This is a genomic window from Renibacterium salmoninarum ATCC 33209, assembly GCF_000018885.1.
GTDB classification, from domain to species: domain Bacteria; phylum Actinomycetota; class Actinomycetes; order Actinomycetales; family Micrococcaceae; genus Renibacterium; species Renibacterium salmoninarum.
Genome location: NC_010168.1, coordinates 2819433 through 2843265, shown reverse-complemented (window position 1 = coordinate 2843265; position 23833 = coordinate 2819433). Strand labels below are relative to the sequence as shown.

Here is a 23833-nt window from a genome sequence, read left to right as displayed (position 1 = left end):
GTGGCGAACATCGTCCCGCGCTCCTTGGAACATGCGTAGCATCAAAGTACGCAGTAGCTAGGAGTGTGGCGCAATGTTCGAAAGATTTACAGACAGAGCCCGTCGGGTGGTCGTGTTGGCCCAAGAAGAGGCCCGCATGCTCAACCACAACTACATCGGTACCGAGCACATCTTGCTCGGCCTCATTCACGAGGGCGAGGGCATTGCCGCAAAGGCACTGGAATCGCTGAGTATTTCCCTCGATGCGGTACGTGAACAAGTGCAGGAGATCATCGGCCAGGGGCAGCAGGCTCCTAGTGGACACATCCCCTTTACTCCGCGCGCCAAGAAGGTACTCGAACTCTCGCTGCGTGAGGCTTTGCAGCTCGGCCATAATTACATCGGTACCGAGCACATTTTGCTCGGATTGATCCGCGAGGGCGAAGGCGTTGCTGCCCAGGTGCTGGTTAAGCTCGGCGCGGATCTTAGCCGCGTTCGTCAGCAGGTAATTCAGCTGCTGTCCGGGTACCAAGGCAAAGAAACCGCGAGTGCAGGAGTTGGCCAAGGCCAGCAAGAGGGCACTCCGGCTGGTTCAGTGGTACTTGACCAGTTCGGTCGTAACCTGACGCAGGACGCTCGCGATAACAAACTTGATCCGGTCATTGGTCGCGAGCATGAGATGGAACGCGTCATGCAGATCCTCTCTCGCCGCACCAAAAATAACCCGGTGCTTATTGGTGAGCCAGGCGTTGGTAAGACTGCCGTCGTCGAAGGTTTGGCTCAGGCAATAGCACGGGGTGACGTACCGGACACCATCAAAGATAAGCAGCTTTATACCCTTGATCTAGGATCGTTGGTCGCTGGCTCGCGATACCGCGGAGATTTTGAAGAACGCCTGAAGAAGGTGCTCAAAGAAATCCAGACTCGCGGCGACATCATCTTGTTCATTGACGAGATTCACACCCTCGTCGGTGCCGGTGCCGCAGAAGGCGCAATCGATGCTGCTTCGATCCTCAAGCCCAAATTGGCTCGTGGTGAATTGCAGACGATCGGTGCCACGACTCTGGATGAGTACCGTAAGCACATTGAAAAGGATGCGGCTCTTGAACGGCGATTCCAGCCCATCCAAGTCAAGGAGCCCTCGGTTTCGCACGCCATTGAGATCCTCAAGGGCTTGCGCGACCGCTACGAAGCCCATCACCGGGTTTCGATTACCGATGGTGCACTGACCTCGGCTGCGACGCTGGCCGAGCGGTATATTTCTGATCGCTTCTTGCCGGACAAGGCCATCGATCTGATCGATGAGGCCGGCGCCCGGTTGCGCATTCGTCGGATGACCGCACCGCCGGAGCTCAAAGAGATGGACGGCGAGATCGCTTCGGTTAAGGCGCAGAAAGAAGCCGCAATCGACGCGCAGGACTTCGAAGGTGCTGCTGCTTTGCGCGACACCGAGCAGAAGTTGATCACCGAACGTGCAGATAAAGATCGGGCTTGGCGCACTGGCGGCATAGACAGCGTTACCGAAGTCGATGAAGAGCTCATCGCCGAGGTACTGGCTAATTCAACTGGTATTCCAGTGTTCAAGCTGACCGAGGAAGAATCCGGTCGCTTGCTCAAAATGGAAGACGAGCTGCATAAGCGCGTTGTTGGCCAAGATGAGGCCATCAAGTCGCTTTCGCAAGCTATTCGACGCACTCGCGCTGGGTTGAAAGACCCGAAGCGTCCTGGCGGCTCATTCATCTTCGCCGGGCCAACCGGTGTTGGTAAGACTGAGCTAGCAAAGGCACTTGCCGAGTTCTTGTTCGGGGAAGAAGACGCGTTGATTACGTTGGATATGTCTGAGTACTCAGAGAAGCACACCGTGTCCAGACTCTTCGGTGCGCCTCCTGGATATGTTGGTTATGAAGAGGGCGGCCAGCTCACCGAAAAGGTTCGCCGCAGGCCATTCTCGGTAGTGCTTTTCGACGAAGTTGAAAAGGCGCACGCTGATCTGTTCAACTCGCTTTTGCAGATCCTCGAAGACGGACGCTTGACCGATAGCCAAGGTCGGGTTGTCGACTTCAAGAACACCGTGATCATCATGACGACCAACTTGGGCACCAGAGATATCTCTAAGAGCGTTGCCACCGGGTTCCAATCCGGCACGGACACGCAGACCGGCTATAACCGGATGCGTGCTCGGGTTACTGAGGAACTCAAGCAGCACTTCCGTCCCGAGTTCCTGAACCGTGTTGACGACGTCGTGGTCTTCCCGCAGCTCACGCAGGACGAGATCGTGGAGATCGTCGATATGTTCGTGGCTCGCTTGGAGCTGCGGCTCAAAGAGAAGGACATGGGCATTGAGCTGACGGCGGCTGCCAAGGCTTTGTTGGCTACCCGAGGTTACGATCCGGCAATGGGTGCGCGGCCCCTGCGCCGTACCATTCAGCGCGAGATCGAGGACCAGTTGTCCGAAAAGATCCTGTTTGGCGAGCTTAAAGCTGGCGAGATTGTGGTCGTGGATGTTGAAGGTGATGGTGACGAGGCGAAGTTCACTTTTGCCGGAACCGCCAAGCCTCGAGTGCCTGAAATTGCACCCGTAGCCTAGTCTTTATGGGTTTGTAGCACTGTTCACAACGCGTCCTCAGCTGTAGAAGGTACAAATGACTATGTACCTTCTCAGTCGGGGGCGCGTTTTTTCATCGTTAGTTATGAAAGGCAGTAATGGCGGGGATTGGTCTTACAACCGGGTTTTTGACGATTCTTCTGCCAGTTCTCGGCGTGATCGGCCTGGCCTGGTTGTTGATTGGCCCGGTTAAGCACCTCAGGCTCGCGGTGCCGAGTGCGTTGGTTATTGGTGCGGTCGTAGGATTCGGTGCCAAGTTCCTTATCGATGACCTCATCAACCCGTGGGGCGCTCCGTTGGATTGGCGGATCTACCTTTTCGTTGGCATCGGTGTGGCAGCTTTGGCGCTTTTAGTGCCGCGAATGTTCGGATCGAAAAGATGGTTTATCAAGATCATTGCACCGATTGCGCTAATTTTGGTCGTCGTAGCGGTTGCCGGCCAGATCAATCAAGTGTTTGGCGGTTACCCGACCCTAGGAAGTATCTGGGGTGATAACGGCGTCAAGATCGAGGTTCAGAGTACGCCGCCGCCAGATCAAAGTCTGGTGCTGACCGCGCAAACCCCAACGGTGAAGCTTGCCGATTGGGTTCCGCCAGCAGATATGCCGGCTAAGGGCAAGGTGGTCAGAGTTGCCATCCCGGGAACTGTTTCTGGCGTGATTTCCGGCGATAACTACATTTACATTCCACCGGCGTATCAAGTCGAGAACCCGGCTAACGTGCCGGTACTTGTGCTAATTCACGGCAATCCTGGCGGATCCATTGACTGGTTGCAGAGCGGTCAACTGGCTCAGGAAATGGATGCTTACGCGGCAGCCAACAAAGGGATCGCACCGCTAGTAGTGATGCCAGATGTTTCTGCCAATTACAGCTCACCCAATTGGCCTCTGTGCATGGATTCGAATTTGAGCAAGGGTGGAACATTTCTGGCAGTTGACGTGCCAAATTATGTCCGCTCTACGTACAGGCTAGGTCTTGGCTCCAGCCAGCAATTTGCCATCGGTGGTTTTTCATTTGGCGGCACCTGTGCTTTGCAGATGGGAACCGTTTTTCCCGCTCATTACCACACTTTCATTGATATTTCTGGCGAAAGGGCGCCCTTTATGACCGGCGGAGATGCGGCGATCGTCAAGACCTACTTCGGTGGGGATGCTGCTGCGTTTGCCAAAGTGAATCCCCTAGACGTGCTCAAATCGTCCAAGCTTTCCAATAGCAAAGCACTGGTCATTGTGGGTGGCAATGATGGCACTTATCGGCCCCAGAATGAAGAAGTGTTTCGGGCGCTCAAGACTGCTGGAGTGCAAGCGTCATTCCAGCTACTGCCGGGCGGGCATAGCTGGTCGGTTTGGAAGCCAGGGTTAATGAACAACATTGACTGGCTGATGCAGCAGTACGGTGTGCGCTGAGTGTGGTTGCAGCGAGGCCCTGTGGTTAAGGATGCTTCCGTTACCACTCAAAATACCCATGACGGCGAGGGCAACAACGCCAGTTGAGAAAAACTTCTACATATATTACTCCCAAATACTTGGTATATAGATACTGAGTATCTTTTTGGTTAATTTGGATGTCAAGGACCACGGCGAGTTTTGTCCTGACTAGTAGCCGATGCGGCAGTAAACTCATGCCGTGAGTGAATCGAGCAAACCGGACATGTCCGAGCGAATCGAAGGGTCGGCCAATCTTTTGCGGCATGGGCCGAACACTGAGCGAACCATCTTCTTTTCTGATGCGGTCTTTGCCATCGCGATGACCTTCTTGGCATTGGACTTGAGAGTAGTCTTCCCGGAGCATGCAAGCACCGAGGCCATTAATGAAGTGCTCGTTGCAAAGATTCCGGGCTTTATTGGTTTTGTGCTCTCGTTTTTCTTAGTAGGCAATACTTGGCTAACTCATCACCGACGATTTAGAGGTATTACCTCATACGATTCCAGGTTGCAGTTCATCAACTTGGCCTTGTTGATGATGGTGGTTTTCCTGCCGGTTCCCACTAGCATGTTGTTCGAGCAACTGGGACTTTCGCCCTGGCCGATTGTGATTTATGCCTTCACGACGTGGGCAATATATTTTATCCTGGGTTGGCTTTGGCATTATGCCAAGCGGGCTGGTCTGCTCGATCCAGGTGTCTCAGAAGCCTTGTACCGCTATACCCTAAGCTCCACTCTGCCGGTAGCAATTGTCTTCTTGTTTTCAATTCCAGTTGCGTTCATCAACCCAGTCGCCGCAATGTATTTCTGGATACTGATCAGCCCGGTTTCGTTTATCTTTGGCTCCTTCTCGAAACGTCGTTTTGTTCGTGCGGAGACGCTGAGGTTGCAAGCTGAAGATGAGGCGGCAAAAGCTGTGGTGGACCGTCCCGGGGTGTGATAAACCGGAGCTATGACTTCCGAACACGGCGAGGACGCCGTCACGCCCAAAACTCCTTTTCACGATCTAGATCGATACATTGAAATTCCGCGCTTATCAGGCTTGACCTTGAGCCCGGACGGGAGCCAGTTGGTGACCACCGTTGCCACTATCGATCCCAAAAAGACCGGATACCGCAATGCGCTTTGGGCGATCGACGCTTTGGGCGACGCACCCGCTCGTCGGCTAACGCGCAGCGCTAAGGGCGAAAGCTCTGCAAGCTTTACTGCGGATGGCCGTTTGCTCTTCACCTCGGCTCTACCAGATCCGGATGCTGAGGACGACGGCGAGGCTAACAACGCGCTTTGGGAACTGCCTGCCGGTGGCGGTGAAGCTCGATTAGCGCATTCCCGGTTGGGTGGGATTGATGGGTTCCTCTCGAACATTAGCTCCGACGTCGTGGTCGTCAACGCTGGCGTATTACCCGGTGCTCATGATGAGGATTCCGATCAAGAGTTGCGCAAGGCCAGAAAAGACCGCAAAGTAGCTGCGATTTTGCACGATGGCTATCCGGTTCGCTTCTGGGATCACGATCTTGGGCCGGCTGAACCCAGGCTTTTCGTGCTCGACTCCGCCGCCTCGGCGGAGTCCTCAGCTGCTACCGCCAGCTCTGCTTCGAGCCTACGACCAGTCACAGACGGCATTGGCGTGGGGCTTTTTGAGGCGCACAGTGTGCTCAGCCCAGATGGTTCTTTCGCGTTGACCACTGTTTTCCGGCCGGGTGCCGAGGCTGACTTGAGCGAGCACGTCGAGCGAATCTCGCTGATCGACGGCACTCGTGACGTGTTGCTGGAAGCGGCGGACGGAAATATCTATCCAGGTCCGGTCAGCCCAGATGGCACGCGCGCAGTGTTTAGTCAAAGAGAGTCGTAGTACGCCGGAGCAGGCAGTAGTTATGACGATGTGGCTGATTGATCTTGCCAGCAAAGAGATGACGCCGTTGGCTAGCGATTGGGATCGCTGGGGTTCACCGCAAGCTTGGCTTCCAGACGGTCGTACTGTGGTGGTTACCGCTGATCAGAATGGTCGCTCGCCAATATTTCTGATCGACGTCGAGTCTGGGGCGGTCCGCCAACTCAGCCAAGACGACGCGGCCTATACCAACGTTCTGGTCGGCCCAGACGGCTCAGCACTTTTTGCACTACGAAGCTCCTACGCCTTCCCCTCCGCACCTGTGCGCATCGAGATAGCAAGCGGTGAGACTACTGCACTGCGTTCGCCGGTTGCCCGCCCGGAGCTGCCGGGCCGAATCGAGGAGGTTAGCGCAACTGCGCAGGACGGCTCCACGGTTCGAGCCTGGTTAGTGTTGCCAACTGAAGGCGACGGCCCGCGGCTATGCGGTGCTTTTGCCGGATCCGGCTTTGTCGACCGGATATGGCCAAGATTTCATCCAACGTGGTTGGGGTCGCTGGGGGTCGGAGCCCTTTACGGACCTCATGGCGATTACTGATGCCGTAGTGGCCCGGGACGATATTGATCAGGATCGAACTGCCGCAATGGGTGGCTCTTTTGGCGGCTATATGGCCAACTGGATCGCGGGTCATACGGATCGATTCAAGGCAATTGTGACCCATGCCAGTTTGTGGGAGTTGGGTGGTTTTAGTAATCCCACCGATGTTGCTTCGTATTGGAAGCGCGAAATGAGCGAGCAGATGAGCGCGGAGAATTCTCCGCACTCATCGGTGGAAAAGATCGTTACACCGATGCTTGTGATTCACGGTGACAAGGATTATCGCGTGCCGATCGGTGAGGGTTTACGGCTTTGGTACGAGCTGCTGTCTAAATCGGGTCACGCAGTGGATGCCGATGGCAAGACAGCGCATCGATTCCTGTACTTCCCGGATGAGAATCACTGGATTCTGAAGCCGCAACACGCGCGAGTGTGGTACTCGGTTGTGGAGTCTTTCCTTGCTGAAAATGTCCTTGGCGAAAGCTTGCCGGTGGTTAAAGAACTGGGCCGCTAACCGGTGCCGTTGAGGGGTCGCATCAGTTGGCCCCTCAACGGCAAGGTGAAGGTGACTAGACTTGGTGAGTGAATAATTCGGCTTCATTCTCGCTGCGTCCGGCCCGCACAACGGACGTTCCTGCAATCAAAGAACTTGTGGCACCTCTGGCTGAGGAGCGCGTCTTGGTGGCAAAGGAAACTGTGGCCTACTTTGAAGGCATTCAAGAGATGCTGCTTGCTGTAGCAGACGACGGCGAGGTTATTGGTTGCGGCGCCCTGCACGTTATGTGGGAGGACCTGGCCGAAATCCGCACGCTCGCTGCCGCGCCAGAATGGCTGGGCAAGGGTGTAGGCCATGTGATGGTGGAGGAACTTGTGCAGCGGGCCAGGAAGCTGGGCGTCAGCCGAGTATTTTGTCTGACCTTTGAGGTTGAGTTCTTTACCCGGCATGGTTTTGCGGTAATGCCGGATCAGAGCGCAGTTAGCCCAGATGTCTATTCCGAATTGCTCCGATCACACGATGAAGGTGTTGCCGAATTCCTCGATTTGGCTCGGGTCAAACCCAATACCTTAGGCAACACTAGAATGATCAAAACGCTCTAGACTTTTGGTTTTTCCGGTTCGGGTTGCGCTAACTTCTCTGGTTGTTTTGCGAAGCTTTTTCGGAGCACCCAGGCGCGGATATAGATCATCAGAGCTGCGGTGAGACCGATCACTACCCAGACCGTCACGGTGAGGTTGATCCAGGAGCCTGGCGGCGGGTTGCCTGGTAAGAAGTTTCGGATCGGGATCACGGCAAAGAGCATGCCCGCGAACCAGCCGGTGAACGCACCTTAGAATGCTTGCTTGTGATGATGAACTCGTAGCGCGACGAAAATTTCCATCACCGGTAGTGATATCAAAACCAGCACCAAGAGCAAGCCAAGTACCCAGATACTCGCTGAGTGTGTGAAGGCAAGCTCCAGGACAGTGATCTCCGGATCGTACTTTTTGATTTTTTCACTAGCCGGGATCTCTTTACCGGACATTTTCCAGCCGACCACATTACCTTCGATTGCTACCTCGGTCTTCAGCAGCTTCGGATTATCCAAAGAACCTTGAAAGGCTTGAACCGTTAGATTTCCGGTATAGCGATCAAAAGGCCAAGTTTCGATACTTCGCTCCAGGCTGCCCTCGGCTTGGAACCGCACGGTCTCGGTCTGCGGCAGCTGCCCGGGATTAAGCGTGTAGCTCCCGGTGCCCTGCACATTGCTAACCTGCACGAGCAATGGCTCTTTCACGGTGACCCCATTAGCCGCCAATATGGAGGCTCCTGGCTCCACGATCATGGAAAATACCGCGGTTTGTTTGTCTGGCTCAATGCTTTGAGGACCAGCGTCACTTTAACATCGGGGTTGGGCGGTTGCTCCAGCGAGTCGATGTCGGTAATGCCGCTATTGGCCTGTACGTAGACGGAGAGCGCAAAAAACGCCAGGAAAACGCCCAACACGGTGAACAGCAGTGGGTGCCGAGAAACTCGTCCCGATTGCTTTGGTTGTTGAGCACGTACTGATCGTTTCTGTGGCATAACAGAATGTTAGCGTCCGAATCCGAACCGGACGGGTCCTCTGAGAGCGGCAGCGTCATTTCTATATATGTTTACTATATATACAGTTGTAAGATAAGTGAATCAGCATCATTAAACGGCGGGGGATCGAATGACGATCGAAGAATTTACTGGTCAGCGAGAGCCGACCTCAGAGCTTCTCGAGATGCTGCCACCCGGCGTCGCACTGTCTTGGGGATTGAATCCGGCAGGTTCCAGGGGGCCAAAACCCGGGATGAGCGTGCCGAAGATCGTTGAGGCCGCCATTGAAGTTGCCGACGATGGTGGACTGTCCGCAGTCTCAATGAAGAGTGTTGCGGATCGGCTCGGATTTACCGCAATGAGCCTATACCGGTACCTGAATTCAAAGGACGACCTGCTCATTTTGATGCTCGACGCCGGGTTTGGCCCGGTCCCGGAAAGCATTGAGAACGCAGAATGTTGGCGCGAAAAGTGCTCTGCCTGGGCGCGCGGCGTTTACCGCGTCGTATTGCTGCGTCCTTGGTTGATCGACATCCCGATCGGCGGAGCGCCGATGACTTACTACCAAATGCGTTGGCTGGAGTCTTGTTTACAGGCGCTCGCTGACACCACGCTCAGCGGAGATGAAAAGCTACACACCGCATTGACCCTGAGCTCAATATCCATGGCCAATGCCCGGCTCACCCGCGATATGAGTCGAGGTCAGGTGGGATCGGACGAAACCGGCGCAAAATTCGAGCAGGCGATGATTGCCCTCTTGCCAAGGGGCGAATTCCCAGAGCTGGAGCCATTGGTTCGGGCCGGTGAATTTAGCAATAATGATTCTGAAGCCAGCAAGCACGAGCATTTTGAGTTTGCCCTGGCCCTAATTCTGGACGGGGTGGCGCGCCGCATGGAGGCAAAGCGCTAGGCTGAGAAACACACTCGCACGGCAAGGAAGCCTCGGGAGGCAGCTATGAAAAAACTCATTAACGATCCCAAAAATGTGGTGGCCGAATCAGTTGAGGGATTCGGCTTAGCGCACCGTGATTTAGTGACGGTGCACAATGATCCACTGTTTATTACGCGCGCTCCTGCTGTAGGGGACAGGCCGCGAAAAGTTGCTTTGGTATCCGGTGGTGGCTCCGGCCATGAACCGTTGCACGCTGGATTCATCGGATTAGGCATGCTTGACGCAGCGGTGCCCGGCCCAGTCTTCACATCACCAACTCCGGATGGCATCATCCCGGCGACGTTGGCTGCGGATTCCGGCGCCGGCGTGCTGCACATTGTGAAAAATTAAACCGGCGATGTGCTCAATTTGGAAACCGCTGCGGAAATGGCCCAAGCCCAAGGAATCGAAGTTCGCTCCGTGCTGGTCAATGACGACTTCGCAGTCGAGGACTCCTTATACACCGCGGGTAGACGCGGGGTAGCCGGCACTGTTTTGGTGGAAAAAATCGCGGGCGCGGCTGCCGAACGCGGCGATAATTTGGACGCGGTAACTGAAATAGCGCAGCGCGCTATTAACAATGTGCGCAGCATGGGTGTAGCACTTTCGGCTTGCACCGTTCCGCACGCGGGGGTGCCGAGTTTTGATTTGGCCGAGGACGAGATTGAAATCGGTATTGGTATTCACGGCGAACCCGGCCGGCATCGAATTGCGATGGAACCTGCTGATGGCATTACCGATCGTTTACTCGACGCGGTGTTGGCGGACCTCAAGCTGAATGCTGGCGAGCGAGTCTTGCTTTTCGTCAACGGTATGGGTGGCACGCCTTTGAGCGAGCTCTATATTGTCTATCGCCGCGCTGCCGCGGTGTTGGCCGAGCGCGGCGTAGAAATTGATCGGTCGCTGGTGGGGAATTACATTACCGCGCTTGAAATGCAAGGCTGTTCAATCACCGTGCTTCGATTGGACAAGGAAATGACAGAACTTTGGGATGCGCCAGTGCACACTGTGGCGCTGAGGTGGGGGGTTTAGAGATGCTAGATGCGCAATGGGCAGTGGCCTGGATGAAAGCTAGCGCTGCCACCATCGCGGAAAACCGGGCGGAGCTAGTTGAGCTTGATCGGCTCATTGGCGATGGCGATCACGGTGAGAACTTGGACCGTGGATTCAGTGCGGTGTTACAGAAACTAGACGCCGAATTTGCGAACCCGGGCGCTGTCTTTAAGTTGGTTGCGATGACCTTGATGTCTGTCGTCGGTGGCGCTGCTGGGCCGCTTTACGGCACTGCTTTTTTGCGGGCAGCCACGGCGGCCGGCGAAGCCGAAGTCTTAGACGCCCAAACAGTTAGCGCAGTTCTTACGGCAGCGCGAGATGGCATTGTGGCCAGAGGTAAGGCAGAACCCGGTGACAAAACCATGATTGACGCGTGGACACCGGCCGTTGAGGCGGCCGATGCTGCGGTAGAAAACGGCTTAGCAGCTGACGAGGTGCTGGCCGCTGCTGCCGCGGCAGCTGAAGACGGCGGTCGAGACACCGAGTCCTTGCTGGCGCGAAAGGGCCGAGCAAGCTACTTGGGTGAGCGCAGTGTGGGGCATCGAGATCCGGGCGCCCAGTCAAGCGCGCTGATCTTGCGAGATGCAGCCAATACAGCAAGAACCGCGCTATGACTGTCTCGCTTATTGTGGTCTCGCATAGCGTCAAACTTGCCGAGGGCGTCGTCGAGCTAGCCGGTCAGATGGCCCCGGATGTCAAAATTCTGCCAGCCGGTGGAATGGACGGCGGTGGCCTGGGCACCTCATTGACGAAAATCTCACAAGCTATCCTCGCGGCCGACGCCGGAGCGGGTGTATTAATTCTGGCGGATCTGGGTTCAGTGGTAATGACCGCCGAAGCTGCACTGGAATTGACCGGGAGTCCCGAAAAGGTGCGGCTAGCGGATGCGCCATTGGTTGAAGGACTAGTGGCTGCTGCGGTGGCGGCCCAATCTGGAGCTAGTCTTGCCGAGGTGCAAGCTGCTGCCGAAGGCGCACTTGCCGGCGCATCTGGACTGGGTATTTCGCGCCCTGAGGCTTCTACGACTCTGCCCGCGCTCGCAGCTTCTGGTGGTCGGTTAGTGCAAGCGGATGCGGTATTGGTCAATCCGATGGGCCTACACGCGCGGCCGGCAGCAACCCTGGCAGCGGCCCTCGGCGTGATGAATGTGGAGATTGAAATTAACGGCGTTGACGGGCAATCCGTGATGATGCTGATGACACTTGGTGCGGCAAAAGGGACAAACCTGCACATTGAAGCATCCGGCCCAGATGCGCAGCGGGCTGTCGAACTGGTCCGGACCGAAGTGGAAAGCGGATTCGGCGAGATCTAAGCACGCTGCCCGCTTGTTTACGCTGCTCGTTTGTCTACGCGGGCAGCGCCAGGCCGGCTGCGCTTTGTTGGGCTAGTCCATTGCCTAGTAACCCTTCGAGAATGCGCGCAAGCCGGCTGGGGTCGCTTGCCAAACTGTGCAGGTGCCTCATCGGCTGATCCAAAGCGCTGGCGTTTTTAGCATCAGGCTCTGCGGAGCTTTCAAGCTGAATTGGCGGGGCAAAAAACAAATCTCTAGGAACTAGCTGCTCGGCAACGCGGAGCACCGCCATCACAGCGCCACGTAATTGCCGGTCCGTGCCCGCCCAAGCTTGGCCTTTGGGCCGGTAATCTGGCTCTGGTTCACCAGCCGCTATCCAAGCGCAATCCGCGCGAACCGGGCAGATCACGCATTGCGGCGATCTTGCTGTGCAGATCAAAGCGCCTAATTCCATTGCGGCAGCATTCCAGGCAACGGAGTCGGATCGATCTTTGGGGAGTAGCTCTTCGGCCAGCCGCATTTCTGCGGCGCTCAAACTCGGGGCAGGTAAGGCTCGACCACTGAAAAGTCGGGCATGCACTCGGCGGATATTGGTATCGACTACCGTGGCGCGTGCGCCAAAGGCGAAAGCGGCAACAGCCGCGGCGGTGTAGTCGCCGATGCCGGGTAGCGACTTGAGCTCATCGACCGTGCCGGGCACCACTCCATCGAACCTTTCAGCGATTTCGACAGCGGCCGCGTGCAAGCGTAGCGCCCGCCGCGGGTAACCCAGACGGCCCCAGGCTCGGACTGCCTCGCCACTGGAATCGGCATCTAAGTCTGCAGGCGTGCGCCATCGTTGCTGCCACTGCAGCCAAACTGGCAGGACCCTGACCACGGGGGTTTGCTGCAACATGACTTCGCTGACCAAAATTCCCCAAGGTGTGCAATCCGGCGCACGCCAGGGCAGCTCGCGCGCAGACTGGTCAAACCAGTTGACGACGCGGGCTTTGATGCTGAGAAGATCTTTCGCAGAATGCACAGCATCCAACGTAGTACTGATCGTCGCTCCAGTGCGATTCGGCACAGCCCGGCGTGGGAGTTCTCGCGGCAGCGTCAGCTTCCGTAGGCTGGAACCATGGCGGGAAATGACAGCAGTCGGAGACAACAGGTTTCCCCTGCGGTTTACCGTCGACGCAGACTTATCGTAGTAATTGGTGCTGTAGTAGTGCTTGTGGTGATCATTGCGATCATCGTTGGGGTAGTAAGAGGTTCCGGAAAGAGCTCTGCCGCCAGCTCAGAAACCCCTTCGGCGTCTGGTGCCAGTAGTCCATCCTCCAGCAGCGCAGAACCCAGCCCTTCGACGCCCGCTACCCCCACCTGCGACCAAAGCAAGGTCACGGTAGCTGCCTCTACGGACGCGCAGAATTATGCCTCGGATCAAAACCCGGTGCTTACTTTGACGGTGACGAACGGCGGCTCAGTAGCCTGCGACGTCAACGTAGGCACTAGCCAGATGGACTTCGAGATCCTCAGCGGAGCGGACCGGATTTTCTCGTCAAAAGACTGCCAATCCGCAACCGCTGATTTAGCTAAGTCGATTCCGCCTGGTGGTTCCGAGAAGGCCAATTTCCCTTGGCAGCGAAACCGGACCACGGAAGGCTGCCAAGCCGTTGCAGCTAAGCCGGGTGCCGGTGTTTACACCTTGACGGTGAGTTTGGGAAAGCTCACTAGTCCTAAAGCCGTGTTCACTTTGGATCCAGCAAAGCCCTGAGCCCGCCGTCGGCATTTTGGCTTTAGAGGAAACGATCCAGCAGCGAAGTCTCGGCAATTCTAGAAAGTCCTTCGCGCACGGTACGCGCGCGCTGTTCGCCGATGCCTTCGACCGCCATCAGATCTTCGATGGTCGCCGCCATCAAGTTCTGCAGACCGTCGAATTGCTCCACTAAGCGATCAGCCACTGCCCTTGGCACGGCCTTGAAGCTGGAAAGCAGCCGGTAGCCGCGCGGGTGAATGACGGTGTCGAGAGAATTCCCGGGCTCCATCAATCCAACGATGCCCGCGATCTTATTCAAATCAATGAGCTCGGTTGCGCTGATGTCTTGTAGTCCGATGATTGCCGCTTCGATGTCCTCTTGTCCAGCTTCGGCAGCGGAGTAATCTCGAATAACCATTTCACTACCTGGGCCAAGGCCCACGGTGAGTTCCTCAAGCTGGAGTGAGAGTAGTCGTCCATCGACGCCAAGCTCAAGCACGTATTGCGCAATTTCTTCGGAGATCCGGCGCACCATTTCCTGGCGCTGCAAAATTACCGCAACATCGCGGATTGTCACTACGGCTTCGATCTCTAACGCAGATAGCGCAGAGGTCACTTGATCAAGTCGGGAACGGTAGCGTTCAAGCGTTGCCAGAGCTTGATTAGCGCGGGCAAGCACTTTCTCCGAGCCTTCCAGAACGTGCCGGAGCCCATTGATGTAAAGCGCGATGATCTGCATTGATTGGCTCACCGAAATCACCGGGACTCCGGTCTGAATCGCTACTCGTTCAGCGGTGCGGTGCCGAGTGCCAGATTCTTGAGTTTCGATCGTTGGATCGGGCAGTAGCTGAACGGCCGCACGGATGATTTTGGAGGCGTCTTTATCGCAAACAATAGCGCCGTCCATTTTGGCTAGTTCACGCAACCTGGTGGAGGCAAAATCAATATCAATTTCGAAGCCACCGGAGCACAGCGACTCAATGGTTTTGTCGAAACCGAGCACTATCAGTGCGCCGGTTCGTCCACGCAGAATCCGCTCCAGGCCGTCTCGAAGTTGGGTACCAGGCGCAACTCTTGCCAGAGTTGCGCGCAGCGACTCCTCGGGGGTGCGAACCATGGCACTTCCTCTCCTTGGTCAGGCGCCGAACTGACATAGCTCAATCCGACCGATTGTCAGGCTTGATCGGCCGTGCGGCAAATACTAGAACGTCTAAGCCAATACTAGTGGGATGCGGCAGCCGGCGGATCCTTCTTAGTGCTGAACCTGGGATTCACAAGTGCCAGTTGGCCAGCTCAGCTTTGCGCCGGAACTGGGAAGAGCAGCTCTAGGGCATCGCTGAGTTGGTGAACTTCGCGTACGGCGAATCCTGGCGGGATTGGCCCTGGTCCGTTTGGGCTTGCCGGAACTACGGCGTGGCTGAAGCCTAAACGATGTGCTTCTTGGATTCGCTGACCGATGCCGGGCACTGGTCGTACTTCGCCCGCCAGGCCAACTTCGCCAAAGGCAATTAACCTGGCCGGCAGCGCAATGCCGGATTTTGCCGAGGCGATGGCCAGGGCGATAGCCAGGTCCGTGGCAGGCTCGGTGAGTCGGACGCCGCCGACGGTTGCCACATACGAATCCTCGTTGCTGAGATTTGCGCCCGCACGCTGCTGCAATACCGCGAGCAGCATAGAGACTCTGGCAGAGTCGAGCCCACTGGTGGCTCGGCGTGGCTGCGACGTCGAACTAGTAGCCAGCAGCGATTGCACCTCGGCTACCAACGGCCGTTTGCCTTCCAACGCAACCGTAATACAGGTTCCGGATACTGGTTCTTTGGTGCGTGAGATGAAAAGTCCGCTCGGATCCGCCAGGCCTTCAATCCCTTGCTCTCTCAGGTCAAAGCAACCCACTTCGTCGGTGGGGCCATAGCGGTTTTTCACGGCGCGGAGCAGGCGCAACCGCGAGTGCCGCTCGCCGTCGAACTGGCAGACCACGTCAACCAAGTGTTCTAGCAGCCGCGGGCCAGCAATCGACCCGTCTTTGGTGACATGACCAACTAGCACGGCGGTCATATTGAGCCGTTTTGCGGCCGCGATGATTGAAGCAGCTACCTCGCGTACCTGAGTGACTCCGCCAGCTGAACCGTCAACTACTGAGCTGGAAAAGGTTTGGACCGAGTCGATGAGAAGTAGCTTTGGCTTGAGCTGTTCCACTTGCCCTAAAACAGAGCCCAGGTCGTTCTCGGCCGCTAGGTAGAGCGATTCAGCTATTGCGCCGATCCGCTCGGCGCGGAGTTTCACTTGAGCGGCAGACTCTTCACCGGTCAGGTAGAGCACATCGCCGTTTTCTCGGGCAAACTTTGCTGCGACGTCGAGCAACAAAGTGGACTTTCCGACGCCTGGCTCACCAGCTAACAGAATCACCGCGCCAGGCACCACGCCGCCGCCCAGCACTCGGTCTAATTCATCAACTCCGGTGCTTAAGTAGGCGGCCGTCGTTGCATCAACTTCGGCAATCTTTGTTGCCGGAATCGCCACCGTGCTGGCCGCCGTCGTTTTGGCGACTACTGCGCCAACTTCCTCAACGGTGCCCCAGGCTTGGCATTCGCCGCAACGGCCGACCCACTTCGCGGTGGTCCAACCACATTCGGCGCATTTGAAGCCGGGAGGGGGTGTGCGAGTGGTTTTGGCCATGGAACGAGCCTACCTACTAGCACCGACAATCAAATTCAGCCCGTCGTCCTCCCTCCCACCAACCCCGCTCGGCGTTTCAGATAGCTAGACGGCTTTCGGATAGCAAGAAGACCGGTTGTCTTGCTATCCGAAAGCCGTCTAGCTATCTGAAACGCCGAGCGGGGTTGGTGGGAGGGAGCTAGACGTCCGGCAGTACGCTTTTCGCTTCTTCGGTTTCTACGCCGGAGGCTTCCATCAAATCCACCAGCAACGGTCGCAGCAGCATCACCGCAGTTTCGCCTTCGAGCCGTTGCACGCCAAACAGCTTTGGGTGCAGTCGGCTGGCAATGACCGTCAGCTCGTCACGCGCATTGTGCATATTGATCGCGCTTGCTTTGGCATCGCGTTCGGCAAGGCCCAGCGCGAGTAGGTCGACGGCGTCGGCGGTGTCCGAAATGACCTCGCTGATGCTTTCTACCGCGGCATCCGAGAGCGCCGCATTATTGATGGCACTGGTAAGCCTTCGGGCAAAAACTCGGGAGTTACGGAGCGCGAAATCGATGTATTCCAGCGAGCTCTCAAGCGAATTAATTTCGCCCTTGTAGCGCCGGTATGCCGGCGATATGGTCGCAACTTCGCCAGAAGATCGCAACGAAGACCGCATGCTGTCTATAAGTGGTTGGCAATTCCGCGCGCGAACCAAGGCACGCCAGGCCAGGGCCGAATCGCTACTGCTCAGTGCTCGGCTGCATTCACGCAAAACCTCAGCTAGCTCGGCAAGCAGCTTGCGAATATCTTGTTTGGGTTCTTTTCGAGGATCCCGCGGGGTGAGCAACGTGACCAAAAGCGCACAACAGCCGCCGACTACCGCATCCAAACTCCGCGTGAGCGGGCCGCCGCTTGGTAACGGCAGCAAGATCACCAAAACGGACTGTAAACCGAGTTGGGTGGCAAAAATCGCACCGCCGTCAAGAAACCGCGCCAACATGATCGAGGCAAAAAGTACGACGGCGGCCTGCCAAATTCCAGCCCCGGCCCAGGTGAGCACGGCCTCGCCCATCAAGATCCCGAGCGTGCAACCGATGGCTACCTCTAAAACTCTGCGCAATCGGGGATCACGCGAGAATCCCAACGCGATCAGCGAGGACGTGGCGGCGAAGATTGGACCGCTATGGCCTAAAACGAATTCGGCGAATGAATAGGCAGCAACGGCACAAATTGTCATTTGAATCGCTGGCACTACAGACTGCGCACTCCGACGAGCACCAATTCGGCTACGGTCGCGGAAAAATCGGGAGGTCGCCGGCCAGGCGCGTCGCGGGACGCCGGAACGCTTTACCGAGCTCTGTGCGGGCATGTCTCCAGTCTATGCGGCCAATTATTCACGACCGCTTTTACCGCGATTGTGGCCGTAAACACAGCCTACTTTCGCCAATGTCCAATTCTTGTTAACTCTGTGTTCATCTTGGCTGGCGTATCCCGTTACCTCAGCAGCCTACGTTTAAGGTTGTAGATTCCTGCAAAACATCTGAATTCGATAGATAACAGTTGACGCGCAGCCTTCATGGGGGGCGACGGTTCAGCTAGAACCCTGGAAGGGGCATCCAAGTGAAGGTACTTCGCTACGGTCGTGTTGCGGCTGTCATTGCGGTTGGAGCCATTGCGCTCACCGCCTGCGGTGGCAACTCGGTCACCAACAACTCATCCGCCGCAGGCTCGTCCTCGAGCGCCGGCGTCGATGACTCCAAACTTTCCGGAACCATTACCGCTGGTGGATCCAGCGCGCAGGCTAACGCGCAGACCGCGTGGACCGCTGGGTTCAAGGCCAAGGCTTCCGGAGTCACCATCAACTATGACAAGTCGCAGGGTTCGGGCGGTGGCGTCACTAACTTCACCGCTGGTTCGTATGACTTCGCTGGTTCGGACGCTTACTTGAGCGCCGAGCAGGCCACGAAGGCACAGACCGTTTGCGGTGCTGGCGGCGCAGTGAACCTTCCGGTTTACCTTGACGGCGTAGCGATCGTCTTCAACGTCAAGGGCGTTGACAAACTTCAGCTTTCCGCTGACACCATCGCCAAGATCTTCAAGCAGCAAATCAAATCTTGGGACGACGCCGCAATCAAGGCTGACAACCCGGGCGCGACTTTGCCGGCTACCGCGATCACCACGGTGACCCGTTCGGATGGATCTGGCACCACGCAGAACTTCACCAACTACTTGAGCCAGGTTGCGCCGTCGGTCTGGACTGACCCGGTTTCCAATAAATGGCCGGTTGCAGGCTCGTCCGCGCAGCAGGGTGGCGCTGGCGTAGTCAACACCGTCAAGGCTGGCGACGGCACCATCGGCTACGCCGACCACTCCGCAATTGGTGAGCTCAAGTCGGCATCAGTCAAAGCCGGCGACAAGTTCGTTGCTTTCAGTGCAGACGGCGTGACCAAGGCTATCCAGACTGGCGTGACCGCAGCGCCCAGCGAAGTCAAGGGCGATCTGTCCCAGAAGATCGATTACACCAAGCTGACCTCCGGCGATGCTTACCCGATCCCGTTGATCTCTTACGACATCGTCTGCACCAAGTTCAAGGACGCCAAGCAGGCTGAATTGGCCAAGGGTTACATTGGCTACATCGCAAGCGAAGAGGGTCAGAAGATCGCTGCGAAGAACGCTGGCGCCGCTCCGTTGCCGAGCGAGCTTGCCGCCAAGATTCAGGAAACCCTCAAGACGGTTTCCTAGTCATTAGCTGAAGGCCGGTCACCCCAGCAGTCACAGGTGACCGGCCTTTGGCGCTGATCTACAGTATTCCTTTCGAGTTACGTCAAAGCGCGAAGAAAGCATGATGTGAGCACGTCAACCGCAGCCAGCACCGGGGGTTCTGCGGCCGCGAAAGCCCGGCCCGCCGATCGGTTCTTCAAATCTCTTTCCACCATTGCCACCGTTTCCATCATGGTGATTCTGGCCGGCGTTGCGATCTTCTTGATTGTGCGCGCCCTGCCTGCCATCATGGCGAATTGGCCCACCAACCCGGATCTGAACAAAGACTTTACCGCCGGATTTTCAAGCTTTTGGGCTTACGTTGGCCCACTAGCCTTCGGTACCGTTTGGGCATCCTTGATTGCGTTGATTTTGGCGGCTCCGGTGGCTATTGGCATCGCGCTGTTCATTTCGCACTACAGCCCGCGCAAACTTGCTAACGCGCTCGGCTACGTTGTGGACCTGCTGGCTGCGGTGCCGTCGGTCGTCTTTGGTCTCTGGGGTATCTTCGTAATGCGGCCATTCCTGCTGCCTTTGCAAGATTGGCTCAACACATACTTGGGCTGGATTCCATTCTTTGGTTGCGAAGTCACTAAGACTGGCTCGTCGATCCTTACTGCCGCCATTGTGCTGGCGGTAATGGTGTTACCAATCATCACCTCGATTTCGCGCGAGATTTTCTTACAGACGCCCAAATTGCGCGAAGAGGCTGCGCTGGCGCTGGGTTCAACTCGCTGGGAAATGATCAAACTAGCCGTCTTCCCCTACGCTGGCTCGGGTATGTTGAGTGCGATCCTCTTGGGACTCGGCCGTGCCTTAGGTGAAACCATGGCGATCGCGATGATCCTTTCGCCTTCGGTGATTGTTTCCTTCTTCGTGCTGACCGAAGGGCAAAATTCGCAAACCGTCGCGTCGAATATTGCGCTCAACTTCCCCATCGCTGAAGACTTGGGCCGGTCAGCTCTTATTGGCACCGGCTTGATCCTGTTTGTGATTTCCTTTGCCGTCAATCTGCTGGCGCGCTCCATCGTGAATCGCAAACCAAAGTCCAGCAAAGCGGACAAATCCACGTCAGCTGCGACCCCTGACTCAACCGACGACGCCGCTGTCTCGCCGGCCTCGCTTATTCACCCCGACGGCGACCACGGCCATGTGCACGCTCGAAGACCCGGCAGCACTGGCTCTGCTAGCACCGAAGGGGCAGCCAAATGAGCACGCTGACTGAAACGCCGCGGGGCAATACGCGCAATCTGCTGACTAGCGGCCAGTTGCCAAGGTTCATCGATATTTACACGGTGCTTGGCTCGCTGGTTGTTGCTGCGGCAATTTTGGGCCTCATCGGGTTCAACATTGTGGGCCTTATCGTCTTTGCCGCGATTATCTATTTGGTGGCGATCTCGGTGCTGTCAATTGTGGTGGAAAATCGCCGCAGAGCGATGGACCGGTTCATCCGTGGCCTGATAGTGGTCTTCTTCCTGATCGCGCTGGCGCCGCTCGTTTCGACGCTCTGGACCGTGGTTTCCAGTGGCATCAAGGTTTTCAACTGGGACTTCATCACTACTTCTGGCGGCGACAGCCACATCGATCCGGACACGCTGGAGTTAGTTACCTCCGCTGGCGTGCTGCAGTCGCTGGTCGGAACTCTTGAGATCACTGGCTTGGCTACCTTGTTTTCGGTGCCGATCGGTTTGCTGACCTCGATCTATTTGGTCGAATACGCGCAGCCCAACCAATGGTTGCGCCGCACCGTCACCTTCCTCGTGGATGTCATGACTGGCATCCCGTCGATTGTGGCCGGTCTGTTCGCCTTCTCGCTTTTCACCATCGTCTTCGGCCCGAAAGCGTTTAGCGGTATTTCAGCCGCCGTCGCACTGTCCGTTCTGATGATCCCGATTGTGGTTCGGTCCAGCGAGGAAATGCTGTGCCTGGTGCCTAACGATCTCCGCGAGGCTTCCTACGCGCTGGGCGTGACCAAGGTTGTCACGATCCTCAAGGTGGTTATCCCGACGGCGATCGCAGGCATTGTCACCGGCATCACCTTGGCGATTGCGCGAGTTATTGGCGAAACGGCGCCGATCTTCATCGCAGCCAGCTTTACCAATAACTTCAATGCGAACCCCGTTGACGGACCGATGTCTAGCTTGGCCACTGCGGCATATACAGGCTATAAATTCCCTGGCCCAGATCAGCAGCTTTCGCTAGACCAAGGCTGGGGTGCGGCTTTGCTCCTGGTGATCTTGGTGGTCATCCTCAATCTTGTGGCACGCCTCATCGCGATGCTGTTTGCTCCGAAAACCAGCCGGTAGCGGCGGAAGGAAATCATGTCCAAAAGTGTTTCGGTCAAAGACCTCCACGTTTATTACGGAGACTTCCTCGCCGTCGAAGACGTTTCGATGGATATCTCGCCCCGCTCGGTAACGGCATTCATCGGGCCGTCCGGCTGCGGAAAGTCAACCTTCCTGCGCACGCTGAACCGGATGCATGAGGTTATTCCGGGTGCGCATGTCAAAGGCCAAGTACTGGTTGATGGCGACGATCTCTACGGCACCGGCGTTGACCCGGTAACGGTGCGTCGGCAAATCGGCATGGTCTTCCAACGGCCCAACCCGTTCCCGACCATGTCCATTAGGGAAAACGTGCTGGCCGGGGTGCGGCTGAACAATAAGCGCATCTCCAAGTCGGAGGCAACGGACTTGGTGGAGAAGTCACTCAAGGATGCCAACCTCTGGAATGAAGTCAAAGACCGGCTGGAAAAGCCTGGTATGGGCCTTTCAGGTGGTCAGCAGCAGCGACTCTGCATCGCGCGCGCTATCGCCGTCGAGCCGGAAGTTTTGCTGATGGACGAGCCTTGCTCGGCGCTTGACCCGATTTCCACTCTTGCGGTGGAAGATCTGATCAATGAGTTGAAAGAGACGTTCACCGTGGTGATCGTGACGCACAATATGCAGCAGGCTGCCCGCGTTTCGGACCGGACGGCGTTCTTCAATATCGCCGGTACCGGCAATCCGGGCAAGTTGATCGAATACGCTGAAACAACCACGATCTTCAACAACCCTTCAGTCAAAGCTACCGAAGACTACGTTTCTGGTCGCTTCGGCTGATCTCTGGAGTGGGGCCACTGCGCCCCACTCCAGAGGCCAGCTAGCGTCTTTTCAGCTACATCAGTGACGACAGCGCTAGGTAAAGCACCCCGGAGATTACCGCACTTACTACTGGGGTGGCAAACCAGGAAAGCAGGATTTTTCCCGCGAGCCTGCCGTTAGTTACTGAAAACCGCTGGTTGACGCCGGCACCTATGATGCTCGCCGTCGTGAGTTGAGTTGTCGCCAAAGGTAGATGTAAGCCGATACTGCCGATCAACAGCATTACAGCGCTGACAGATTGGGCCACAAAGCCTCGCATCGGATCAACCTTTACCAAGCGGCTGGACAGCGTGTAGCCAATCCGCCAGCCGCCTGCGAGTGTGCCCAGGGTGAGGAAGATGCCTACGGCGCAGGCTAGCCACCAAATGGCGCCATCAAGGTCGCCATAGCCGGCGGCCACTACCGCAAAGAGCAGCAACGTGGTGATCCGCGAGCCATCCTGTAGACCGTGCCCAAAGGCCACTGAACCTGCAGCGACTGCTTGAGCGCGCCGGAACCGCCGGTTGATGTTGTTTGGTTGTGCATAGCGCGAAAACCAGGCGATCGGGAAAACGAGCAAATAGGACGCGGCAAAGGCGATCACGGGGGAGACCAGCAGCGGCAGCACCACGAGCCAAATAAGCGTTGAATCAAGACCGGCTAGGCCCGGGGCGCCCTTAAGCATTGCTGCCCCGGCAGCGCCGCCGATTCCGCCCAGCAGTGCGTGCGTTGACGACGACGGGTAACCGATCCACCACTGCTGGATGCCCCAGATCAGAGCCGCGATGAGCGCAGCGAGAATGATCGACAATCCTTCAGCGCCAGGCCTCAGCACGAACAGCTGGTCGTGCAGAGCCAAAGCGAGTCCACCGCTGAGTAAGGCACCCAAAAGATTAAAAAAGCCGGCCAGCACGACGGCGATGCCCGGCGTAAGTGCCCGGGTCCGCACTGCGACGGCGATGGTGGAAGCGACATCTCGAACGCCGTTGAGCATGGTGAAGAGTGCTGCGAACAAGCAAATAAGCGCAAAAAAGATAGCCGTGACGACTGCCACGGTCAGGATTCCTTGACGATGATGCTGCCTACCCTGGTTGCCAGCAAGCGAAAGTCTTTAGTGATCGCCACAAGATGATCGGCGAAGTCACGTTGCCTGATGTAATTGACCGACGGTGCTTCCGCCAATAGCTCTGCAACAAAGACGCGATGCGTTCGCTCAGCCCGTTTGGCAAGCCGTAACATCTCGATCCAGTAATCTTCTAGACCATCTAAATCGTCGAGTGAACGCATCGCGTTCACCGTAAGCTCGGATTGCCGAGCGATCACTTCAAGCTGGTCAGAAGCTCTGCGCGGTACCCGTTCAATTTTGTACAGAATGAGCAATTCCGCAGCTGCATCAAGCTTTTCCATGGCTTCATTGAGAATCCTGGAAAGGGCATACATATCTTCGCGAGGCAGCGGGTGGATGAAGCTAGTGCGCATCTGAGTCAGCAACGCGTAGTGCAAGTCAGCCGACTCAGCTTCGCGCTCGCGGATTTGAGCCGCTAGCGGCGGGTACGCTTGCACACTTGCACCAAAAATTTCAGAGAGCGAATGTACGCCGAGTACCAGCTGCTGAGCCATCTGCGAAAGAATGTTCAGCCCAGCACGTTCCTGCGGAAAGAGGCGTAACTTCACCTAGGTTCCTCGCCGTTTCATAGCTGCCACGATGCCGGGCACCTGGAGTAAACGGCCCGTACTGGAGATATCTTACCTGCTACGCTTTGAGCGTGAAATTCTTGCAACATCGGTAGGCTTGAAAG

General features: G+C 56.7%; 19 protein-coding genes and 3 pseudogenes. 14 read left to right on the top strand and 8 right to left on the bottom strand.

All coding sequences use genetic code 11. The annotated features are described in order from the left end of the window. Positions 1-73: 73 nt before the first annotated feature. The 5 genes and pseudogenes from RSAL33209_RS14045 to RSAL33209_RS14025 all read left to right on the top strand — a co-directional run bounded on the left by RSAL33209_RS14045 (position 74) and on the right by RSAL33209_RS14025 (position 7535). Complete coding sequence (locus RSAL33209_RS14045) at positions 74-2566, top strand: ATP-dependent Clp protease ATP-binding subunit (RefSeq protein ID WP_012246554.1); 2493 nt, start codon at positions 74-76, stop codon at positions 2564-2566. 116 nt (positions 2567-2682) lie between these two features. Then, positions 2683-3990 (top strand): alpha/beta hydrolase, encoded by a 1308-nt coding sequence (locus RSAL33209_RS14040; RefSeq protein WP_012246553.1) that lies wholly within the window; start codon positions 2683-2685, stop codon positions 3988-3990. Between the two features lie 220 nt (positions 3991-4210). Next, on the top strand, positions 4211-4948 hold the full coding sequence (locus RSAL33209_RS14035; protein WP_012246552.1) for a TMEM175 family protein: 738 nt from the start codon (positions 4211-4213) through the stop codon (positions 4946-4948). 12 nt (positions 4949-4960) lie between these two features. Beyond that, positions 4961-6951 (top strand): annotated as a pseudogene (locus tag RSAL33209_RS20125) (prolyl oligopeptidase family serine peptidase). 68 nt (positions 6952-7019) lie between these two features. After that, on the top strand, positions 7020-7535 hold the full coding sequence (locus tag RSAL33209_RS14025) for an amino-acid N-acetyltransferase (protein ID WP_012246548.1): 516 nt from the start codon (positions 7020-7022) through the stop codon (positions 7533-7535). Here RSAL33209_RS14025 and RSAL33209_RS16595 read toward each other — a convergent pair. Beyond that, positions 7532-8260: pseudogene (locus RSAL33209_RS16595) on the bottom strand (DUF4436 family protein). The gene RSAL33209_RS14025 and the pseudogene RSAL33209_RS16595 sit on opposite strands and share 4 nt — an antisense overlap. Further along, a complete protein-coding gene (locus RSAL33209_RS14015; protein ID WP_041684839.1) occupies positions 8257-8499 on the bottom strand; it encodes a hypothetical protein in 243 nt (80 codons plus the stop codon). The pseudogene RSAL33209_RS16595 and the gene RSAL33209_RS14015 overlap by 4 nt, the downstream one beginning before the upstream one ends. Before the next feature lie 130 nt (positions 8500-8629). Here RSAL33209_RS14015 and RSAL33209_RS14010 point away from each other — a divergent pair, with 130 nt between their 5' ends. From RSAL33209_RS14010 to dhaM, 4 genes and pseudogenes are all read left to right on the top strand, one after another. Further along, positions 8630-9409, top strand: a complete 780-nt coding sequence (locus RSAL33209_RS14010; RefSeq protein WP_012246545.1) for a TetR/AcrR family transcriptional regulator — start codon at positions 8630-8632, stop codon at positions 9407-9409. A 45-nt stretch (positions 9410-9454) separates the two neighbouring features. Next, positions 9455-10462: pseudogene (gene dhaK / locus RSAL33209_RS14005) on the top strand (dihydroxyacetone kinase subunit DhaK). A 2-nt stretch (positions 10463-10464) separates the two neighbouring features. Continuing rightward, on the top strand, positions 10465-11097 hold the full coding sequence (gene dhaL, locus RSAL33209_RS14000; RefSeq protein ID WP_012246542.1) for a dihydroxyacetone kinase subunit DhaL: 633 nt from the start codon (positions 10465-10467) through the stop codon (positions 11095-11097). Then, the gene (gene dhaM, locus RSAL33209_RS13995; protein WP_012246541.1) at positions 11094-11795 is read left to right on the top strand and encodes a dihydroxyacetone kinase phosphoryl donor subunit DhaM; all 702 of its coding nucleotides are present in this window, start codon (positions 11094-11096) and stop codon (positions 11793-11795) included. The genes dhaL and dhaM overlap by 4 nt, the downstream gene beginning before the upstream one ends. A 34-nt stretch (positions 11796-11829) precedes the next feature. Here the strand turns inward: dhaM and RSAL33209_RS13990 are convergent, their stop codons facing one another. Then, a complete protein-coding gene (locus RSAL33209_RS13990) occupies positions 11830-12840 on the bottom strand; it encodes an HhH-GPD family protein (RefSeq protein WP_411740978.1) in 1011 nt (336 codons plus the stop codon). Between the two features lie 51 nt (positions 12841-12891). Here RSAL33209_RS13990 and RSAL33209_RS13985 point away from each other — a divergent pair, with 51 nt between their 5' ends. After that, positions 12892-13527, top strand: coding sequence for a hypothetical protein (locus RSAL33209_RS13985; protein ID WP_012246539.1), 636 nt, complete (start codon positions 12892-12894; stop codon positions 13525-13527). A 22-nt stretch (positions 13528-13549) separates the two neighbouring features. On the opposite strand, the gene disA is transcribed toward RSAL33209_RS13985, so the two are convergent. From disA to RSAL33209_RS13970, 3 genes are all read right to left on the bottom strand, one after another. Next, entirely contained in the window at positions 13550-14626 is a 1077-nt protein-coding gene (disA, locus tag RSAL33209_RS13980; protein WP_012246538.1) for a DNA integrity scanning diadenylate cyclase DisA, read from the bottom strand. 176 nt (positions 14627-14802) lie between these two features. Beyond that, positions 14803-16185, bottom strand: a complete 1383-nt coding sequence (radA, locus tag RSAL33209_RS13975) for a DNA repair protein RadA (protein WP_012246537.1) — start codon at positions 16183-16185, stop codon at positions 14803-14805. A 178-nt stretch (positions 16186-16363) separates the two neighbouring features. Next, positions 16364-17521 (bottom strand): FUSC family protein, encoded by a 1158-nt coding sequence (locus RSAL33209_RS13970; RefSeq protein ID WP_012246536.1) that lies wholly within the window; start codon positions 17519-17521, stop codon positions 16364-16366. A 251-nt stretch (positions 17522-17772) separates the two neighbouring features. On the opposite strand from RSAL33209_RS13970, the gene pstS reads away from it, so the two are divergent. The 4 genes from pstS (at position 17773) to pstB (ending at position 22013) form a co-directional block, all read left to right on the top strand. Beyond that, positions 17773-18894 carry a phosphate ABC transporter substrate-binding protein PstS gene (gene pstS, locus RSAL33209_RS13965; protein WP_012246535.1) on the top strand — a complete coding sequence of 374 codons (1122 nt, stop codon included), beginning with the start codon at positions 17773-17775 and terminating at the stop codon, positions 18892-18894. Between the two features lie 105 nt (positions 18895-18999). After that, positions 19000-20124, top strand: a complete 1125-nt coding sequence (gene pstC / locus RSAL33209_RS13960) for a phosphate ABC transporter permease subunit PstC (protein WP_012246534.1) — start codon at positions 19000-19002, stop codon at positions 20122-20124. Further along, entirely contained in the window at positions 20121-21218 is a 1098-nt protein-coding gene (pstA, locus tag RSAL33209_RS13955) for a phosphate ABC transporter permease PstA (RefSeq protein ID WP_012246533.1), read from the top strand. The genes pstC and pstA overlap by 4 nt, the downstream gene beginning before the upstream one ends. A 15-nt stretch (positions 21219-21233) precedes the next feature. Beyond that, positions 21234-22013, top strand: coding sequence for a phosphate ABC transporter ATP-binding protein PstB (gene pstB, locus RSAL33209_RS13950; protein WP_012246532.1), 780 nt, complete (start codon positions 21234-21236; stop codon positions 22011-22013). A 55-nt stretch (positions 22014-22068) separates the two neighbouring features. On the opposite strand, the gene RSAL33209_RS13945 is transcribed toward pstB, so the two are convergent. After that, positions 22069-23088, bottom strand: coding sequence for an inorganic phosphate transporter (locus RSAL33209_RS13945; RefSeq protein ID WP_012246531.1), 1020 nt, complete (start codon positions 23086-23088; stop codon positions 22069-22071). 2 nt (positions 23089-23090) lie between these two features. Continuing rightward, complete coding sequence (locus RSAL33209_RS13940) at positions 23091-23708, bottom strand: DUF47 domain-containing protein (RefSeq protein ID WP_012246530.1); 618 nt, start codon at positions 23706-23708, stop codon at positions 23091-23093. Positions 23709-23833 lie beyond the last annotated feature (125 nt).

Excerpts from the sequence above, each read along its gene's own strand:
- RSAL33209_RS14010 (WP_012246545.1), top strand. The coding sequence starts at position 8,630 with ATGACGATCGAAGAATTTACTGGTCAGCGAGAGCCGACCTCAGAGCTT.
- dhaM (WP_012246541.1), top strand. The coding sequence starts at position 11,094 with ATGACTGTCTCGCTTATTGTGGTCTCGCATAGCGTCAAACTTGCCGAG.
- pstB (WP_012246532.1), top strand. The coding sequence starts at position 21,234 with ATGTCCAAAAGTGTTTCGGTCAAAGACCTCCACGTTTATTACGGAGAC.
- disA (WP_012246538.1), bottom strand. The coding sequence starts at position 14,626 with ATGGTTCGCACCCCCGAGGAGTCGCTGCGCGCAACTCTGGCAAGAGTT.
- RSAL33209_RS14045 (WP_012246554.1), top strand. The coding sequence starts at position 74 with ATGTTCGAAAGATTTACAGACAGAGCCCGTCGGGTGGTCGTGTTGGCC.
- RSAL33209_RS13985 (WP_012246539.1), top strand. The coding sequence starts at position 12,892 with ATGGCGGGAAATGACAGCAGTCGGAGACAACAGGTTTCCCCTGCGGTT.
- dhaL (WP_012246542.1), top strand. The coding sequence starts at position 10,465 with ATGCTAGATGCGCAATGGGCAGTGGCCTGGATGAAAGCTAGCGCTGCC.
- pstA (WP_012246533.1), top strand. The coding sequence starts at position 20,121 with ATGAGCACGCTGACTGAAACGCCGCGGGGCAATACGCGCAATCTGCTG.
- radA (WP_012246537.1), bottom strand. The coding sequence starts at position 16,185 with ATGGCCAAAACCACTCGCACACCCCCTCCCGGCTTCAAATGCGCCGAA.
- RSAL33209_RS14015 (WP_041684839.1), bottom strand. The coding sequence starts at position 8,499 with ATGCCACAGAAACGATCAGTACGTGCTCAACAACCAAAGCAATCGGGA.
- RSAL33209_RS13970 (WP_012246536.1), bottom strand. The coding sequence starts at position 17,521 with ATGCCCGCACAGAGCTCGGTAAAGCGTTCCGGCGTCCCGCGACGCGCC.
- RSAL33209_RS14040 (WP_012246553.1), top strand. The coding sequence starts at position 2,683 with ATGGCGGGGATTGGTCTTACAACCGGGTTTTTGACGATTCTTCTGCCA.